Annotated in this window: 19 protein-coding genes; 17 read left to right on the forward strand and 2 right to left on the reverse strand. The window is 37.4% G+C overall.

Annotation, left to right across the window (positions count from 1 at the left end):
- Positions 1–135: 135 nt before the first annotated feature.
- From CS937_RS08350 to CS937_RS08390, 9 genes are all read left to right on the forward strand, one after another.
- A complete protein-coding gene (locus CS937_RS08350; RefSeq protein ID WP_099158840.1) occupies positions 136–1,056 on the forward strand; it encodes an aspartate carbamoyltransferase catalytic subunit in 921 nt (306 codons plus the stop codon).
- On the forward strand, positions 1,016–2,296 hold the full coding sequence (locus CS937_RS08355) for a dihydroorotase (RefSeq protein WP_099158016.1): 1,281 nt from the start codon (positions 1,016–1,018) through the stop codon (positions 2,294–2,296). The genes CS937_RS08350 and CS937_RS08355 overlap by 41 nt, the downstream gene beginning before the upstream one ends.
- Positions 2,289–3,389, forward strand: a complete 1,101-nt coding sequence (locus tag CS937_RS08360) for a carbamoyl phosphate synthase small subunit (protein ID WP_099158017.1) — start codon at positions 2,289–2,291, stop codon at positions 3,387–3,389. Before CS937_RS08355 ends, CS937_RS08360 begins: the two co-directional genes overlap by 8 nt.
- Positions 3,382–6,582: a carbamoyl-phosphate synthase large subunit gene (gene carB / locus CS937_RS08365; protein ID WP_099158018.1), complete on the forward strand. Its 3,201-nt coding sequence runs from the start codon at positions 3,382–3,384 to the stop codon at positions 6,580–6,582. Before CS937_RS08360 ends, carB begins: the two co-directional genes overlap by 8 nt.
- On the forward strand, positions 6,579–7,331 hold the full coding sequence (locus CS937_RS08370) for a dihydroorotate dehydrogenase electron transfer subunit (protein WP_099158019.1): 753 nt from the start codon (positions 6,579–6,581) through the stop codon (positions 7,329–7,331). Before carB ends, CS937_RS08370 begins: the two co-directional genes overlap by 4 nt.
- Positions 7,328–8,239 (forward strand): dihydroorotate dehydrogenase, encoded by a 912-nt coding sequence (locus tag CS937_RS08375; protein ID WP_099158020.1) that lies wholly within the window; start codon positions 7,328–7,330, stop codon positions 8,237–8,239. Before CS937_RS08370 ends, CS937_RS08375 begins: the two co-directional genes overlap by 4 nt.
- Entirely contained in the window at positions 8,239–8,952 is a 714-nt protein-coding gene (gene pyrF / locus CS937_RS08380; protein ID WP_099158021.1) for an orotidine-5'-phosphate decarboxylase, read from the forward strand. The genes CS937_RS08375 and pyrF overlap by 1 nt, the downstream gene beginning before the upstream one ends.
- Positions 8,936–9,550: an orotate phosphoribosyltransferase gene (gene pyrE, locus CS937_RS08385; RefSeq protein ID WP_099158022.1), complete on the forward strand. Its 615-nt coding sequence runs from the start codon at positions 8,936–8,938 to the stop codon at positions 9,548–9,550. Before pyrF ends, pyrE begins: the two co-directional genes overlap by 17 nt.
- Before the next feature lie 175 nt (positions 9,551–9,725).
- Positions 9,726–10,834, forward strand: a protein-coding gene (locus CS937_RS08390; RefSeq protein ID WP_425445469.1) for an IS3 family transposase whose coding sequence is annotated in 2 segments (ribosomal slippage) — positions 9,726–9,954 and positions 9,954–10,834 — 1,110 coding nt in all. Because the reading frame shifts where the segments join, the coding sequence is not laid out codon by codon here.
- A gap of 77 nt (positions 10,835–10,911) precedes the next feature.
- On the opposite strand, the gene CS937_RS08395 is transcribed toward CS937_RS08390, so the two are convergent.
- Positions 10,912–11,256, reverse strand: a complete 345-nt coding sequence (locus tag CS937_RS08395) for a helix-turn-helix domain-containing protein (RefSeq protein ID WP_099158024.1) — start codon at positions 11,254–11,256, stop codon at positions 10,912–10,914.
- A gap of 397 nt (positions 11,257–11,653) precedes the next feature.
- On the opposite strand from CS937_RS08395, the gene CS937_RS08400 reads away from it, so the two are divergent.
- The 6 genes from CS937_RS08400 (at position 11,654) to CS937_RS08425 (ending at position 16,017) form a co-directional block, all read left to right on the forward strand.
- Positions 11,654–12,280, forward strand: a complete 627-nt coding sequence (locus tag CS937_RS08400; RefSeq protein ID WP_099158025.1) for a TasA family protein — start codon at positions 11,654–11,656, stop codon at positions 12,278–12,280.
- A 150-nt stretch (positions 12,281–12,430) separates the two neighbouring features.
- The gene (locus CS937_RS08405) at positions 12,431–13,000 is read left to right on the forward strand and encodes a TasA family protein (protein ID WP_099158026.1); all 570 of its coding nucleotides are present in this window, start codon (positions 12,431–12,433) and stop codon (positions 12,998–13,000) included.
- 162 nt (positions 13,001–13,162) lie between these two features.
- A complete protein-coding gene (tapA, locus tag CS937_RS08410) occupies positions 13,163–14,050 on the forward strand; it encodes an amyloid fiber anchoring/assembly protein TapA (protein ID WP_099158027.1) in 888 nt (295 codons plus the stop codon).
- Positions 14,034–14,630, forward strand: a complete 597-nt coding sequence (sipW, locus tag CS937_RS08415) for a signal peptidase I SipW (RefSeq protein WP_099158028.1) — start codon at positions 14,034–14,036, stop codon at positions 14,628–14,630. The genes tapA and sipW overlap by 17 nt, the downstream gene beginning before the upstream one ends.
- 38 nt (positions 14,631–14,668) lie before the next feature.
- Positions 14,669–15,328 carry a hypothetical protein gene (locus tag CS937_RS08420; RefSeq protein WP_099158029.1) on the forward strand — a complete coding sequence of 220 codons (660 nt, stop codon included), beginning with the start codon at positions 14,669–14,671 and terminating at the stop codon, positions 15,326–15,328.
- Between the two features lie 38 nt (positions 15,329–15,366).
- Entirely contained in the window at positions 15,367–16,017 is a 651-nt protein-coding gene (locus tag CS937_RS08425) for a TVP38/TMEM64 family protein (protein ID WP_141554342.1), read from the forward strand.
- Positions 16,018–16,067: 50 nt separating this feature from the next.
- Here CS937_RS08425 and CS937_RS08430 read toward each other — a convergent pair whose 3' ends face one another.
- On the reverse strand, positions 16,068–16,829 hold the full coding sequence (locus CS937_RS08430) for a class I SAM-dependent methyltransferase (RefSeq protein WP_099158031.1): 762 nt from the start codon (positions 16,827–16,829) through the stop codon (positions 16,068–16,070).
- 113 nt (positions 16,830–16,942) lie between these two features.
- Between CS937_RS08430 and CS937_RS08435 the strand changes: the two genes are divergently transcribed.
- On the forward strand, positions 16,943–17,803 hold the full coding sequence (locus CS937_RS08435; protein WP_099158032.1) for a LysR family transcriptional regulator: 861 nt from the start codon (positions 16,943–16,945) through the stop codon (positions 17,801–17,803).
- 63 nt (positions 17,804–17,866) lie between these two features.
- On the forward strand, positions 17,867–18,286 hold the full coding sequence (locus tag CS937_RS08440; protein WP_099158033.1) for an organic hydroperoxide resistance protein: 420 nt from the start codon (positions 17,867–17,869) through the stop codon (positions 18,284–18,286).
- The last annotated feature ends 79 nt before the right edge of the window (positions 18,287–18,365 follow it).

An 18,365-nucleotide genomic window follows, 5' to 3' on the forward strand; every position in this document is an offset into this window, starting at 1 on the left:
AATAGTAAGACCTTTAACTAAATCCAGAGAGATTTTCAAGGTCCCATAAGAATACGTGTATCCTTACTACACGTGTACCTCTTTGCGGCCTTATGCAAAGAGGGTTTTTTTATGGGGAAAATGAAGGAGGAGCCTATGCGAAACTTTATATCCGTTAACCAGTTAAATGCTAAAGATATTTTTTTGATTATCGAAACCGCTGAGAGGTTTCGCCAAAAGGAAGCACCGATTAATAAACAAGTATTTGTGGCAAATCTATTTTTTGAACCAAGTACACGAACAAAAATGAGCTTTATAGTTGCACAAAGGAAACTAGGTCTCGAAGTTTTAGATTTTCATAGTGAATCCTCTAGTGTTTTAAAAGGTGAAACACTATACGATACAGCAAAAACATTTGAATCGATTGGAGCGAACTTGTTAGTTATGCGTCATGAGGATGATACGTGGTATGACGAACTAATACCAGGGTTACAAGTGCCAATCATTAACGCTGGTGCGGGTAAAGGGGAACACCCGACACAATGTATGCTCGATTTAACGACAATCTATCAGGAATACGGTTATTTTACTGGTCTTAACGTAGTGATTGTTGGTGATATTAGGCATAGTCGGGTAGCTCGTTCGAATGCATATGCACTGAAAAAACTCGGAGCGAATGTATATTTATCGGCAGCACCTGGGTTTGAGGATCCAACGATGGACTTTCCATATCTAACCATGGACGAAGCGGTCGAAACGTGTGATGTTATCATGCTGCTACGAATTCAACATGAGCGTCATGAAGCAAGGTATGAGGATGTAAGTTATATTGAAACGTATGGATTGACGAAAGAAAGAGAAAAACGAATGAAAGAACATGCAATTATCCTGCATCCCGCACCAATTAATCGTGGGGTTGAAATTGATACTAGCTTAGTAGAATGCAATAGATCACGGATTTTTAAACAGATGGAAAATGGTGTTTATGTACGCATGGCAATTATCTCGAAATTACTTAACGACTGGGGGATTATCAATGATTCTTTTGAAAAACACACGAAGACTTATGCCATCTAATGAGGTGAAGGAATGTGACGTACTTATTGAGGATGGGAAAATTAAAGAAATTAGCCCGTCTATTACAGAGGACGCAGTACAAATAATTGATTGTAAAGGAAAAATGGTATTCCCAGGGTTTATTGATGTCCATATCCATTTACGCGAGCCAGGCGGTGAGCATAAAGAGACGATTAAAACTGGTACACAGGCGGCCGCTAGAGGTGGATTCACAACTGTTTGCTCCATGCCTAACACGAATCCTGTGCCAGATAATGTAACAACCATCAACGAGCTTTTGGAAAAAATTGAACAGGATGCTGTCGTCAGAGTTTTACCATATGCAGCGATTACAAAAGGGTTGAAGGGTAAGGAACTAACTGCAATCCGGGATATATCGAACACTGGAATTTTCGCTTTTACAGATGATGGTGTAGGAATTCAAACAGCTGATTACATGCTCCGCGCAATGAAGGAAGCGGTCGCTTGTGGAATTCCTGTTGTTGCCCATTGTGAGGATAACTCAATCGTTTATGAAGGAGTCTTACATGATGGAGAGGTTAGCGAGCGATTACAGCTTCCAGGTATCCCGTCATTAGCCGAATCCGTGCAAATTGCCCGGGATGTACTTTTAGCAGAAGCGAGTGGCTGCCATTATCATGTCTGTCATGTAAGTACGAAAGAATCGGTTCGTGTTATCCGTGATGCTAAAAAAGCTGGAATAAACGTGACAGCTGAGGTAACCCCTCACCACCTACTTTTAAATGAATCTGCTGTAAAAGAAGACGATGCAAATTTTAAAATGAATCCGCCATTACGAGCAAAAGAGGATCAGGAAGCGTTACTAGCAGGTTTACTTGACGGAACGATAGATTTTGTCGCAACAGATCACGCTCCACATGCCGAAGATGAAAAAGCGCAGGGCTTTATGAAAGCGCCGTTTGGAATCGTTGGTTTAGAATCAGCATTTTCATTATTAAATACGTATCTTGTAAAAACAAATAAATGTACGCTAAACCAACTAATCGAGTGGCTGACAATTAAGCCTGCAAATGTTTTTGGCTTGCCATACGGCCGCCTAGAAGAAGGAGCAATAGCTGACCTAACGTTAGTTGATCTTGAAAAAGAATTAAATATTGATAAGTATAGCTTTTACTCAAAAGGAAAAAATTCACCGTTTCATGATTGGAAAGTTACCGGGGTACCCGCGCTAACAATCGCTGAAGGAAAAATCGTCTATGAGGGGGATCTACATGAATAAACGACAACTAGTTCTTGAAGATGGTACCGTATTTATCGGAGAAGGATTTGGCAGTGAAAAACCCACAAATGGGGAAGTAGTTTTTAATACAGGAATGTCCGGATACCAGGAAGTCATTTCCGATCCATCCTACTATGGACAAATCGTTATGATGACCTATCCATTGGTTGGGAACTACGGAATTAACCGTGATGACTTTGAAACGGTGACACCATTTATTCAAGGATTTATCGTAAAAGAATATTGTGAGCATCCTTCCAATTTCAGGAGTGATGAAAGCTTAAGCAGCTTTTTAAAAGCTAATGACATTCCGGGGATCGCAGGGATTGATACACGAAAATTAACGAAGATTATTCGCCAGCATGGAACAATGAAAGGGTGTATAACTTCAATCGATGAGCCAGCCGAGAGAATTGTTGAACGCTTAAAACTTACTTCTGAGCGTACTGACCAAGTACAACAAACATCGACCGTAAAACCATATGTTGTGCCAGGTCGAGGCTTACGAATTGCCTTGGTAGATTTCGGTATGAAACATGGAATACTCCGCGAACTTACAAAGCGAAATTGTCATGTCACTGTTGTTCCTTACAATTACGGAGCAGATAATATTTTACGACTAAAGCCTGATGGTATTATGTTAACGAATGGTCCTGGAGATCCAAAAGATGTCCCTGAATCTATTGATATGATCAAAGAAGTACTTGGAAAAATACCGTTGTTCGGAATTTGTTTAGGACACCAGCTGCTTGCATTAGCGTGTGGAGCTGACACCGAAAAAATGAAGTTCGGACATCGCGGTGCCAACCATCCAGTGAAGGATTTAGAAAAAGGCAAAACTTATATGACTTCACAAAACCATAGCTATGCGGTTAAGCCTGAATCTTTAAAGCAAACAGATCTAACAATTACGCAAATTGCACTAAATGATAACACCGTAGAAGGAATTAAACATCTGAAATATCCAGCTTTTTCCGTGCAATATCACCCGGAAAGTTCACCAGGGCCAGAAGACACAAATCATCTGTTTGATCAGTTTTTACAAATGATTCATCAAACGAAAGCAAAAGACGAGGAGGAAGCATATGCCTAAGAACACTAACATCAACAAAATTCTCGTAATCGGATCTGGTCCAATTGTGATCGGTCAAGCAGCAGAATTTGACTATTCCGGAACACAAGGCTGTCAAGCATTAAAAGAAGAAGGCTACACGGTAATTTTAGCCAATTCAAATCCAGCCACAATCATGACCGATCACACAGTAGCTGATAAAGTTTACATGGAACCACTAACTACTGAATTTTTGATCAAAATCATTCGTAAAGAACAACCAGATGCCTTACTTCCAACATTAGGGGGACAAACCGGCTTAAATTTAGCCGTAGCATTAGAAGCAACAGGTATATTAGCAGAATATGATGTTGAATTACTTGGTACTTCATTAGATGCTATCCAACAAGCGGAAGATAGAGAGAAGTTCCGTACCTTAATGAAGGAGTTAGATGAACCTGTTCCCGATAGCCAAATTGTAAACTCTGTAGAGCAAGCCGTTGATTTTGCAGAGAGAATAGGGTTCCCGGTAATCGTTCGGCCAGCATACACACTTGGTGGAACGGGTGGGGGAATGTGCTATAACGAACAAGAACTAAGAGAAATTGCAAGAAACGGATTGGCATTGTCTCCTGTAAACCAGTGTTTGATCGAAAAAAACATCGCAGGCTTTAAAGAAATTGAATATGAAGTAATGCGTGACAAAAATGATCAGGCAATTGTTGTATGTAACATGGAAAACGTTGACCCTGTTGGGATTCATACAGGCGATTCTATTGTTGTTGCCCCATCGCAAACATTGAGTGATCGGGAGTATCAATTATTGCGTAATGCTTCGTTGAAAATTATTCGAGCATTACAAATTGAAGGTGGTTGTAACGTACAACTAGCACTAGACCCGGATAGCTTTAACTATTACATTATCGAAGTGAACCCACGTGTTAGTCGTTCGTCAGCTTTAGCATCGAAAGCAACTGGCTATCCAATTGCGAAAATGGCTGCGAAAATCGCTGTAGGATTAACATTAGACGAAATTATCAATCCGATAACAGGTAACACATACGCATGTTTTGAACCTGCACTCGACTACGTCGTAACGAAAATACCCCGTTTTCCTTTTGATAAATTTGTGACCGGTGATCGTTACCTTGGAACACAGATGAAGGCAACAGGTGAAGTTATGTCAATTGGCCGAAATTTTGAAGAATCATTATTAAAAGGAATCCGTTCGTTAGATAGTGGAACAGAGGAATTTTGGTTAAAGAATTTAGTAGATTTTTCACTTGATGAACTTAAAGGTAGACTTATAAAAGCGGATGATGAGCGGTTGTTTGTTTTAGCTGAAGTGTTCCGACGCGGCATGACCGTTGAAGAAATTTTCCAACTCACGAAAATAGATCGTTTCTTCCTCGTAAAAATTGAAAAATTAATCGAGCTAGAAAAAACGCTAAAAGAAAATAAATTTTTGCAAGAAGTTTTGGAAGAAGCTAAAAAATTAGGATTCTCCGATGCGCATATTGCACGAGCGTGGGGAGCATCAGTGGACGAAGTATATGACCTTCGGATGAAAAATGCCACTTATCCCGTATACAAAATGGTTGATACATGTGCGGCTGAATTTGAATCAGAAACACCATATTTCTACAGCACATACGAAGATGAAAATGAATCGATTCAATCAGATCGTAAAAAGGTACTCGTACTCGGATCCGGACCGATCAGAATCGGTCAAGGGATTGAATTTGATTATGCGACGGTTCATTCCGTTCTTGCTATTAAGGAAATGGGCTATGAAGCAATCATTATGAACAACAATCCGGAAACAGTTTCAACGGATTTCAGTATTTCAGATAAGCTTTATTTTGAACCACTTACATTAGAAGACGTTATGCATGTAATCAATTTGGAACAGCCTGAAGGAGTAATCGTTCAGTTCGGTGGTCAAACGGCAATCAACTTAGCTGAAGGGCTGCAGCGTCGTGGCGTGAAAATTTTAGGGACAAATTTAGAAGCGATTGATAAAGCGGAAGATCGCGATAAATTTGAACAGTTGTTAAACGACCTACAGTTATTGCGTCCTAAAGGAAAAACAGTTTTAAAACTTGATCAGGCAGAAGCAGTAGCCAATCAAATAGGATATCCAGTCTTAGTACGACCATCCTACGTAATCGGTGGAAGTCGAATGGAAATTGTGTATGATGACGATGAGCTTCATGCTTATTTGGCAAAATCGATCGATACCGATAACGGACACCCAATTCTAATTGATAAATATATTACCGGTATTGAAGTAGAAGTTGATGCAATTAGTGATGGTGAAACGGTTATCGTACCAGGAATTATGGAGCACATCGAACGTTCAGGTGTTCACTCAGGGGATTCGATTGCAGTTTATCCACCACAGCGCATTAGTGAAGCAGTGAAGCAGGATTGTATGGAAGCAACGATAAAAATTGCTCGTGGTTTGAATATAAAAGGGCTAGTCAATATTCAATTCATCATTCGAGATGGCGAAGTATTTGTACTGGAAGTGAATCCTCGAGCAAGTAGAACGATTCCATTTCTAAGCAAGATTACCGGTGTAACAATGGCGAACCTTGCAACACGATGCATCTTAGGCGAATCGCTCATGAGCATGGGTTATGAATCTGGTATTTTACCTGAACAGGATGCGGTTTCTGTAAAAGTCCCAGTATTCTCTTTTGAAAAATTACGCAGCGTGGACACGATCTTAGGGCCTGAAATGAAATCGACGGGTGAAGCAATCGGCCATGATAAAACATTGGAAAAAGCACTGTACAAAGGACTAGTAGCATCAGGGTTGTCTGTACCGCAAGAGGGTGCTGTTCTCTTAACGGTGGCCGATAAAGATAAAGCAGAAACACTGGAAATCGCAAAACGTTTCCATCAATTAGGCTTCCAATTGTATGCAACAACAGGAACTGCTGAAAGTGTAAAACAACATAACATTCCAGTTACTGAGGTAGGAAAAGTGGGCTCAGATGAACCGAACGTGTTATCAATCATTGAAAATGGTGATGTACAATTTGTTGTTAACACACTGACATCTGGTAAAAAGCCTCGATCTGATGGGTTTATGATCCGTCGTGAAGCGGTTGAACATGGTATTGCATGCTTAACAAATCTAGATACAGCGAATGCAATTTTAAATGTGATTGATTCCACCACATTCAGTGCGAGTCCAATAACTGGTAAAAAGGTAGTCATGTCATGAAAAAACGCGTAGAGATGGTTGTGGAGTCAGTAAATGAGATTGCATTGGATACGGTTGAAATGACACTTTCAAATGCATATGTGGCAAAAAATGCACAATCGGGACAGTTTCTGCATCTGCAGGTGGAAGGACATTCACTGAGAAGACCGATCTCGATTGCGGATATAGATCGTGAAAACGGACTTATTACTATGTTATTTAAAAAAATTGGTAATGGAACAAAACGATTAGCTATGTATAGACCTGGCATGATAATTGACGCATTAGGTCCTAGCGGGAATGGCTTTTCGTACGATCCGTCGATGAAAACGGCGTTGTTAATTGGTGGGGGAATTGGAATCCCCCCACTTTATAATCTGGGGAAAGAACTGAGGAACAAAGGAATCAATGTTATAGCAGTCCTAGGTTTCCAATCAAAAGAACATGTTTTTTATGAAGCTAAATTTAATGAATTAGGAGAAACCTATGTTGTAACAAATGATGGGAGCTATGGACACAAAGGCTTTGTGACAAACGTACTGAGTCAAGTAGCAAAATTTGATTATTACTTTTCTTGCGGTCCGATCCCAATGCTTCAGGCAGTGACAAAAGAATTGCATGACCATCAAGGATTTATTTCACTGGAAGAACGAATGGGCTGTGGTGTCGGTGCATGCTTTGCGTGTGTTATCCCTACTGATTCAGAGGGGGAATATCGGAAAATTTGTAAAGATGGTCCTGTGTTTGCAGCAAAAGAGGTGATTTTATGACAAACTTAAGCATTGATCTACCCGGTTTAAAGCTTAAAAATCCGATCATGCCTGCTTCTGGTTGTTTTGGGTTTGGACGGGAATACAGTGAATTTTACGATTTAAGTAAACTCGGCGCTGTCATTATGAAAGCTGCTACAGGTGATGTTCGCTATGGAAATAAAACACCACGAGTTGCCGAGACATCAGCTGGAATGTTAAACGCAATTGGTCTGCAAAATCCAGGTGTGGAAAAAATCATTGAAAATGAGGTACCGTTTCTTGCAAACTATGATATTCCAATCATTGCAAATGTAGCGGGGAGTACACTTGAGGAATATGTAAAAGTTGCTAATGCTTTTAACAAAACAGAATCTGTGAATGCACTGGAATTAAATATATCATGTCCTAATGTAAAAGTAGGCGGCATCCAGTTTGGTACTGATCCAGACATGGCGCGGGCGGTAACAGAAAAGGTTAAAGAAGCTAGTAATCTACCTGTATATGTTAAGCTTTCACCGAATGTATCTAACATCGTTGGGATGGCAAATGCGGTAGAACAAGCGGGGGCAGATGGATTGTCAATGATTAATACGTTAACCGGCATGCAAATCCATCTGCCAAGTATAAAGCCATTACTAGCAAATAAAACAGGCGGCCTTTCTGGACAGGCAATCAAACCAATTGCTGTCCGAATGATTTATGAAGTTAAACAGCACGTATCGATTCCGATTATTGGCATGGGCGGCGTTTCAACTGCCGAGGATGTACTAGAATTTTTGCTTGCAGGGGCTAGTGCAGTTGCAGTTGGGACCGCTAATTTCCAAAATCCATTTGTTTGCCCAGAAATTATTGAAGCATTGCCTGGAGTTCTTGAACAATACGGATTTAATTCTGTTCTAGATGCAGTAGGAAAGGGGCAAGAATGATGTACAATGATTTATATTTGGCATTAGATTTTCCTACATGGGTCGAAGCGAAAAGCTTTCTTGACCAGAATGAATTAGATGGTGTACCTGTAAAAGTAGGAATGGAGTTATTTTACCGTGAAGGTCCAAGTATTATTGAAAAGTTAAAACAGGACAATCATGCAATTTTTCTAGATTTAAAGCTTCATGATATTCCAACTACAGTAATGAAAGCGATGAAAAATCTCGCTAAGCTTGAGGTGGATATTGTAAATGTTCATGCACTAGGCGGTAGTGAAATGATTCAGCAGGCAAAAGAGGGTTTAATATCTGGTTCCGCAAGTCATGTGACAAAGTTAATTGCAGTTACTGTGCTTACATCAATGGACGATAACGTATTGAATAATGAACTAATGATTCCAGGAAATGTGCAAGATAATGCGACTCATTTTGCCGAATTTGCTAGTAAAAATGGGGCGGATGGTGTTGTATGTTCCGTTCAAGAAGCTAAACAGATAAAAGAAGCGTGCGGAACATCGTTTTTAACCGTAACACCAGGAATTCGTCTGCAGGAATCGGATGTAAATGACCAAAAGCGTGTAGCAACACCAGCATTTGCTCGAGATAATGGTGCTGACATTCTTGTACTAGGACGTACAGTGACCAAAGCTGGAAAGCCAAAAGTTGCATATGAAAAAGTAAAAGAGGAGTGGGGATATGGGATTAAGCCGTGAAGTAGCAAAGGATTTATTAGACATAAAAGCAGTACAAATCAGAACAGAAAATTATTTCACGTGGACTTCAGGAATAAAATCACCTATCTATTGTGATAATCGACTTACCATGTCCTATCCGAAAATACGCAGCAAGGTGGCCGAAGCATTTGTCGAGTTAATTGAACAAATGGATCAAAAACCTGATGTAATTGCTGGATGTGCAACAGCTGGAATTCCACATGCTGCATGGATTGCGGATAAGCTTAACCTGCCGATGGTTTATGTCCGGTCAAAACCAAAAGGACACGGAAAAGGGAATCAAATCGAAGGTCGAATCGAAAAAGGACAAAACGTAATCGTTATTGAAGATTTGATTTCTACTGGGGGTTCATCGATAGATGCAGCAAAAGCACTTCGACTTGAGGGGGTCAATGTGCTGGGCGTCTTGGCTATATTTACATATGGCCTTGAAAAATCACAAAAGCAATTTAATGAAGCGGAATTGAACTATCAGACGATAACGAATTATGATGAAGTATTGAAGTTATTGGTTGAAGATGGGACGATAAGTGATGATGAAAAAAAAGCGTTAGAGGAATGGCGTATTAATCTCTGATATAGAAAAACACATGACCATCAATTGAAAATGTGTGAAGAGACCTAAAAAAATGAGACAGAGGAAAAAGCACCCCCTGAGTCGTATATAAATTTAACGACTTTTAGGAGGTGCTTTTCTCGTGGGGGAAAAGAAAAAATTCTATTCAGAAGAAATTAAACGAGAAGTAATTGAAATGAAGTTGTCTAAGAAGTACACCAATAAACAGATTATGGATGAGTTTGGGATACGTAATAAATCTCAAATTATGACTTGGATGAGATGGTATAGACAAGGGGAAGAACATCGGCTGTCACAACCCGTTGGTAAACAATATTCTTATGGAAAAGGACCTGAGGAACTAAGTGAAATAGATCAATTAAAACGGCAAGTGAAGCATCTGGAAATTAAAAATGAAATCTTAAAAAAGTACCGGGAAATCGAAAGGAATTGGTACCAGAAGTAGTAATAGAGCTAGTAGAGTCATTCAAGGAAGTTTATACTGTGTCAATGATATGCGATTGTGTTGGAGTTCCTAGGTCTACTTACTATCGTTGGGCTCGAAAGTCGTGGAGGCCAGCGGAACTAGAACAACAGATAATCGATATTTGTAAATCTCTAAAATACAGAGTGGGACACAGAATGGTAAAAAAGATATTAAAAGAGGATTACAACATTTCTATGAATAGAATTACTGTTCAAAAAATCATGCAGAAGTATAAGATCCAATGTCGAGTTAAACCAAAAAGAAAATCCAACATAGCTGGTGAAAGTAAATGTGTTGTACCTAATTTATTGGAACAGAATTTCAAGGCGGAGAGACCAAACCAAAAGTGGGTTACAGATATTACCTATTTGTTTTTTGGAGAATCGATGATGTATTTATCAACCATTATGGATTTGTATAGTAACGAAATTGTTGCTTACCGAGTGAGTCACACCCAAGAGGTAGAACTCGTATTAGAAACCTTAAAAGCAGCATGTAATGGGCGTGAAACTAAGGGACTGATTCTTCACAGTGACCAAGGATCGCAATACACATCGTATGCTTTTCAAGAGTTGGCTGAAGAAAAAGGCATTATCACAAGCATGTCCCGCAAAGGCAATTGCTTTGATAATGCCGTCATTGAATCCTTCCACTCCACCATAAAGTCGGAAGAATTCTACACACACCAAAAGGCGCGTCTTACAAACTCTATTGTACTAGAAAAAGTAGAATCTTACATGTATTATTACAACTATATACGACCGTTTTCAAAATTAAACTGCCTTTCCCCTGTTCAATTCAGGGCAAAGGCAGCATAGGTGCTTTTTCTTGTCTCATATTACTAGGTCAGTTCAGTGGTCATGTGTTTTTTATGCTTCTGTGAATGGAGGACATTTTATTTATTTGAGGTTTTCCAATTTTTAAATTCAAGAAACTCACGAAATTCCTCTAAATCTGCTTTACCCATTTCCTCGTCCAACTTTTTAATCAAATCCACCCATTCCTGATCAAGTCCCTTCAATTCCTTCTCTTTGACACTTTTTTGTTCGTTGCCTAATAGATATTCTACTGAAACATCAAGTGTATCCGCTATTTTGGAAATGAATTGTAAGGATGGATTGTTTTTCACATCCCTCTCCAAATAACTTAAGTACGATTTCGATACATCGGCTCGTTCCGCAAGTTCAGAAAGCGAATATCCCCTTTCCTGCCTAAGTTTCCTCAGTCTTTCACCAATCATAGGCTTAGTCTCCTTAGCTTTTATATTGAATTTATCCTATTACATATGTGCATTATATAGAACAATTAGTTCTTTATAAAGTTTTGAAATTGTATGAAAATTGAAGAATAAACGAGATAACGAACGATATTCGTTCTTAATAACGTAATTTTGGCTGTTTTTGAAGTTTTTCAAACTAGGACTTATGGAATATACTCATAATCGTTAGGTTCTTGATAAAGAACGAAACAGCAATAATTACTTGACTGTCAATGAAACGAAGGGAGTGAACTGAACTATATTTAAATGAATCACCATTTCGTTCGTATTATTGAACAACATGAAACAACAATAACGATTTTGTCTCTGCGAAAAGAGTTCAAAATAAAAAATTATAATTTACAGGGAGGAAACAAGAATGAGTATTAAGAAAAAATTAGGTTTAGGAGTAGCATCAGCAGTACTAGGGGTTTCATTAATTGGTGGAGGTACATACGCATATTTTAATGACACAGAAGAAACGAATAATACCTTCGCTGCGGGTACGTTAGATTTATCAGTTGATCCAACTACAATTATTGATGTGGATAACTTAAAGCCAGGAGATGTAATGTTCCGTGAATTTGAATTAATTAACGGAGGATCGCTTGATATTTCTAGTGTAGAAATAGAAACATCGTATACAGTAGATGATGCAGATTCAAATAATACAGATGACTTTGGTAAACATATTATCGTTCACTTCCTTGAAAATGCTGATAAAACAGGATTTGATCCTATTAATTGGGAGTTTGATTATAACGATGTAATCTCTGAAACAACTTTATATGATCTTAAAAATATGACACCAGATGCTGTTGAGAGTTTACAAAACTGGTATAACCTCTTTGGAGAAGATAGTGGTTTAGTTGCTGGTGATTCTGATTCAATGAATGTTGCATTTGAATTCGTTGACAATAATGCTGATCAAAATGAATTCCAAGGCGATGCTTTAAATCTTGAATGGAAATTTACTGCTAACCAAACTGACGGTGAAATCAGATAGTTAAAAGTGAATAGAGAGGGGGAAATTCCTCCTCTCATTCACTTTATACATATTCTCTAAAACAGACAGGTTAAATAAGAAAAAATATTATAGTCAAATGTGGAATTTTTTCCACATTACCGTAATAGGGAATATAGGAGGAAGTCTTACATGGGTATAAAGAAAAAATTAGGAATGGGAATTATGACAGCAGCACTTGGAATAGGCTTTATAGGCGGAGGAACATTTGCTTATTTCAATGATACAGAAAATACGGATAATACCTTTGCAGCTGGAACATTAGACTTGGGTCTTTCAACGAATGAAGGTGGTAATTTAGACTTTTCCGTTGAAAATTTAAAACCTGGAGATAAAATGTATCGTCAAGTTCGGCTGATTAATGAAGGTTCTTTGTCAATAAAAGATGTAATGTTAAATGTGGATTATAAGGTAAAGGATGTCAAAGGTGATAATGGTAATGAGGACTTCGCCAGCCAAATTTATGTTACAGTTTATGATCCTCAAGAACCTGCTGGAACGCCTGTAATAATAGATAATGTTCCATTGAATGAAATTAATGATTTGGTAATTGATGAAAATCTTGCTGTTGGAAATAGAGAGATTTTAACATATCAATTCACGTTTCTTGATACAGGCGAACAGCAAAACATCTTCCAAGGAGATGCTTTGGATGTAACGTTTACGTATGAAGCCTCTCAGCAAGATGGAGAACTAAGGTAAGCAAAGGAAGGAGAGCTGTTCTCCTTCCTGCTTTATACATATTCGTAAACACATAACAACTGTTCTGTAGTTATGAATATATATAAAGATTTGCCTTTAGTTAGTTGTAAAATTATGAAAAATCAATGTAAAGAGAGCAATTAGGAGGGGGTACATTTGCGAATGAGTCGTCTGAAAAAATTTAAAAAGAGAAAGAAGCTTATGTTGGTTAGTAAGTTATTAGCACTATTTTATTTAACAACTTTTACATTTAGTTATCTATCAACTGGAACTGGTGCTTATTTCATTAATTCAAATTTGGAAAAACAAGTAATCCAAGCAGGAACATGGTGGGATGGAAGTAAGTTAGTGTTTACAGGTAAACCAACACAAAATAATAAAGCATGTCCTCCTTTAGACATCACAGTAGAAATTAAAAATAAAGGCTTCGGTATGATTGAACCTACTACATATGAAGTCTATTATTCTGAAAATGGAAATCCAAAAAAACAAGGAGAAAAAGTTGCAGAGGATACCATTAACCCTATTGGAGAAGGGAAAGTTACTACACTTTCTTTTCAAGCGGAAGAAGTAGGATCATACATGTTTAAAGCATTACAGCGTCCTGGTTATGAAGAAAATTATGAATCAAGAAACGAAATATGGAGCGAAAAAGTAATGGTTAAATGTATAGAAAAACAAGAAGTGGATTCTACAAAAGAAGATAAAAAAGAAGATGAAAAAGAAAATAGTAATAATGAAGAATCACCTGATCAAAGTAAAATAGATAACACAACGAATCCTCAAACAGAAACTTCTAATGGGGAAGGAACGGAACCAGTAGATAAAACTGCAGCTGAAGAAAATGATGGTGAAAGTAAACAAGAAAATAAAGATAATGTAACAAGTGAAAAGACAGATGAGGGTTCTTCAGTTGAAAATGACAAACCTGAAGAAAACACTGAGGTAGAAGACAATCAAAAACAAGAAAATATAACTACGGAAAATACAAAAACGGAATCAGAAACTAGTGCAACCGAAGGAGTTGAAACAAATGAGCAAAATAAATAAGAAAAAGGTCTTGAAATTGACGAATCATATTACCACAGGAATATTATTTGTGGTGTTGATTGGAATGTTGGCCATTGTTGTTATCTCCAAAGCTTCAGGTGGAGAACCTGAAATTTTCGGTTATCAATTAAAAACCGTATTATCTGGATCAATGGAACCTGGTATCAAAACTGGATCAATTATTGCAGTTAAACCTGGTGGAGATATGACTCGTTTTAAAGAAGAAGATGTAATTACGTTTATGGCAGAAGATGAAAAGTTAATCACACATAGAATTGTTGAGGTTGTTGAAAGCGGAGACAACACGCTATACCGAACAAAAGGTGATAACAATAATGCTCCAGATAGGGATCCAGTACTTTCAGAAAATGTTGTAGCAGAATATACAGGGTTTACAATCCCTTATGTAGGCTATTTTGTCAATTTTTCACAATCAAAAAATGGAGCGTTTTTACTATTAATACCAGGGTTATTGCTCCTTTGTTATTCTGGATTCATTATTTGGAAGACATTGTCAGAGTTAGATGTGGTTAATAAGAAGAATAAAAATGAAGTAAAAGAAAATGCAGAAGTCTCATAATCACTCAAACTTAGGATAGTTTTAAGGGGGGGAATCAATTGAAAAGGTTCATGTTATGTGGTGTAACGTTATTCCTATTCTTGTTACCATTCATTTATCCAAATAATTCCGTTTCCGGTGAAACAAATTCCAACTCTAAAATTGATATTGGAATCTCACCTAGTGAGTATTTATTTGATGTAGATAATATGAAACCAGGGGATTGGGCACCAAGAACAATAGTTATTCAAAATAAAGGTTTGAATGAATTTAACTATTATACGACATTACAAAATGACAGTGGTTCTGAGAAATTATTTAATGAATTACTTCTAGAAATCAGTGATTCAAATGGGGAAATATATAGTGGTAATCTTGCGGATTTCAAAGAATTATCACCAAGAACTCTAGCACCATCTAGTGAGGAAGAGTTAACCTTTACGATCAGGTTTCCAGAGAAATTAGGAAATGAATTTCAGGGGTTGAGTGTGAATTTTTCACTTATATTCTCAGCAGAAGGTGATAATAACGATACTGATCAGGAAACTAGTGGAGGAGTCATTGGCGGTGATGATAACTTCCAGAGTGGGGGATCGAAATTACCAGTTACAGCTACGAATATGTTTACGTATCTATTAATTGGGGGCGCCTTAATTGTAACTGGAGGAATTGTATTTTTATTATACAGAATAAGACGACTTGATAATAAGCGTGTGTAAATGCCTTGATTGGATAGATTAATCAGGGCTGTTTTTTTTTGGAAACTATCGATATGAAAGGTGATCAAATGAAAAAGTTAGTTACATTATCTATTTATGCAGGATTGATTGTCATCTTATTCATAAATAAAGGTTTGTTTCTAAACTGGATTCGATCCGGCGACGAACTTTCCATCATGATTAGCATTCTACTTTTTGCACTACTCGTATTTTTTCCTGCGGTACCATTTATTGTGGCTGCAGGCATTATTGGTGCCTCTTACGGTGTTATCAATGGATCGATAATTATTTTATCAGGAGTAATTACTGGAACAATTGTTATGTTTTTAATGGCTCGCTATGGATTCCAGGATTGGGGTCAACGGATGCTTGAAAAATATCCTAAAATAATACAATATGAAACTTACTTTGAACAAAATGCATTTATAGGAATTCTTGGTTTGCGGCTTGTGCCGATTATTCCATCTCCATTATTAAACGTATTATGCGGAATTACAAAAGTAAGAATACTAATATTCATAAGTGCTAGCTTACTTGGAAAATTACCTAGGACTGTAATTTTTACAATTGCCGGTCTTCAAGCAACACAAAATACGATTCTTTCCATTTCAATATATGTTGTATATTTTTTACTAATTTCAATTCTTGTAACTTGGAAGATGAAACAACATACTAATGTTCATACATAGGAAAGGGGCTGGGATAAAACTAAAACATTATTGTCCCAGCCTCAGTAACTTTATTTCCAACTCAAAACCATCCACTCATCAATAGCAAACGACTCAATACTACCATCTTCCACTTTCACCTGAAAATATTTCTTAATATCACCGGAAGCATCCATTATAAACTGTTCTACCTTATTCCTATCATTCTTATTATCCAGCGTTCTAGTAACCCATTCTCGATAAGGCAACGTTTTCTTTCTAGTCTCTTCTTTTAAAATCTTTAAACCATATTCATCAAAAATATTTTTCCATTCTGAAACAGTCCGTGACCGTACATGACTATAATCCCGCATTTTTTCCAATGTATTATTAAACTTATCTAAAGCATGATCTTCCGGTGCAATATTATCAATAAAGATAAACTGCCCACCCGATTTCAACACTCTAGACACTTCTGATACAAACTTTTCTGGGTTAGGAAAATGATGTGCAGCAATCCGGCAAGTTACAATGTCAAACGCATTATCATCAAATGGTAAATTCTCTGCATCAGCAACTTTATAGCTAATATTGTTAAACGAATTCAAATGTTGAGCAGTGTTTTCGAGCATTTCCTCCGTAAGGTCCGTTGCAATTATATTTCCCACATGCCCTGAAAGCTGCTTGGCAACATGCCCACCACCAGTTGCGATATCCAGAGCTATCATGGTGGTTTCAGGGTTAAGCCATTCAATCATTAAAGGTAAATCAACTCCACTAGAATGTGTTGAACTTGAAACATATGCCTCTTTATTTTTTGAAAAAACTTCTTTAACATGATCTTTTTCCTTCATTATCGCACCTTCTCTCCAATGTATATATTAATCATATGCTATTTAATGCAATAAGTATAATATTGGTTTATAATCAAAAGTAATAATAAATACTTATATGATGAGGGCTGAACATGAAAATTGATGATTATGCATTATTACTAAAGTTAAATGAAATAGGTACTATTCGGGGTACTGCGAAGGCAATATTAATCTCGCAACCAGCTGTAACGCAACGACTTAAATATATTGAGGAATACTTTGGACAGAGTATTTTTATTCGGACGTCAAAAAGCTTAATGCTCACGCCTGCTGGGGAATTGATATTAGAGCACGCGAATAAAGTAATCACAGAGGAACAAGCGATCAAAAACACCATTGTCCGGTCGGGCGAAGAAGTCCAAGGTACATTATCGATAGCATGTTCAACAATAATCAGCCAACGCTTTTTGCCGGCAATATTAGCTGAATACACAAGAAAGTTTCCTAAAGTTGCAATTGATCTCGTAACAGGAATTAGTGAAGATATAAAGCGAGATCATAAAAATTATCATGTGTGTATTATTCGAGGTGAAAAGTTAAAGGAGAGTACATGTGAGCGTTTGTTTGACGATCCTTTGTACATTTTTGATACAGAACCTTTTCCAAAAAATAAATTGAAGGAGCGCCCGCTAATTTCTTTTAAAAGTGACGATAGTATGCATGAATTAGTGGATAATTGGCTCTATCATCATCAGGATCAAATAAAACCCCAGAAAGCAATACGTGTTGATCAAATTGAAACATGCAAACAATTTATGAAACAGGGATTAGGGATGGCCGTTTTGCCTGAAAGTGTATCGGATTTTATGATGGATGAATACCCGAATATACCACTGAAACTGAATGGAAAAGCCGTTACTAGAGATACATGGGTTTGTTATCAGGAAGGCATTCGGAAATTGCCACAAGTTGATCATTTTATTAATGCCATTATCGACAAAACATTTCTTTAATGTTTAAATACTTCTAATTTAAGGAACAAATAACTATATCGTAAATTAAAGGAGTGTTAACTAATGAGTGACGTTATATTTACTTCAAGTGCAACAGCTAAAAATGGACGGGATGGTCATGTTAAGTCGGATGATGGGTTGATTGATTTAAAATTAGTTAATCCTGCAACAAATAAAGAAGACAAGGGATCCAACCCAGAACAGCTTTTTGCAGCAGCCTATTCAGCTTGTTTTGATGGGGCTTTAAACTTAGTAGCGTCAAAGCAAAAGAAAAAAATTGATTCTGAAACAACCGCAGATGTTAGTTTTTGTAAGGATCCAGAAGACGGTGGATTTAAAATTGCAGTTACGTTAACTATAAAAATTAATGGTGTAAATCCAGAGGATGCGGAGCAATTAGCAGAAGATGCCCATCAATTTTGTCCATATTCGAAGGCAACAAGAGGAAATATTGAAGTTAAGCTAGAGCCGCGAGCAGTTTAATCAGAGTAGGATACTCTGATAAACTATTTCATTAAGCATAAAAGCAGGTATCTCAAGTGCATAGCTTGAGATACCTGCT

Origin of the sequence: Virgibacillus ndiopensis, from assembly GCF_900187325.1 — a bacterium.
Taxonomy (GTDB): Bacteria; Bacillota; Bacilli; order Bacillales; family Amphibacillaceae; genus Virgibacillus_E; species Virgibacillus_E ndiopensis.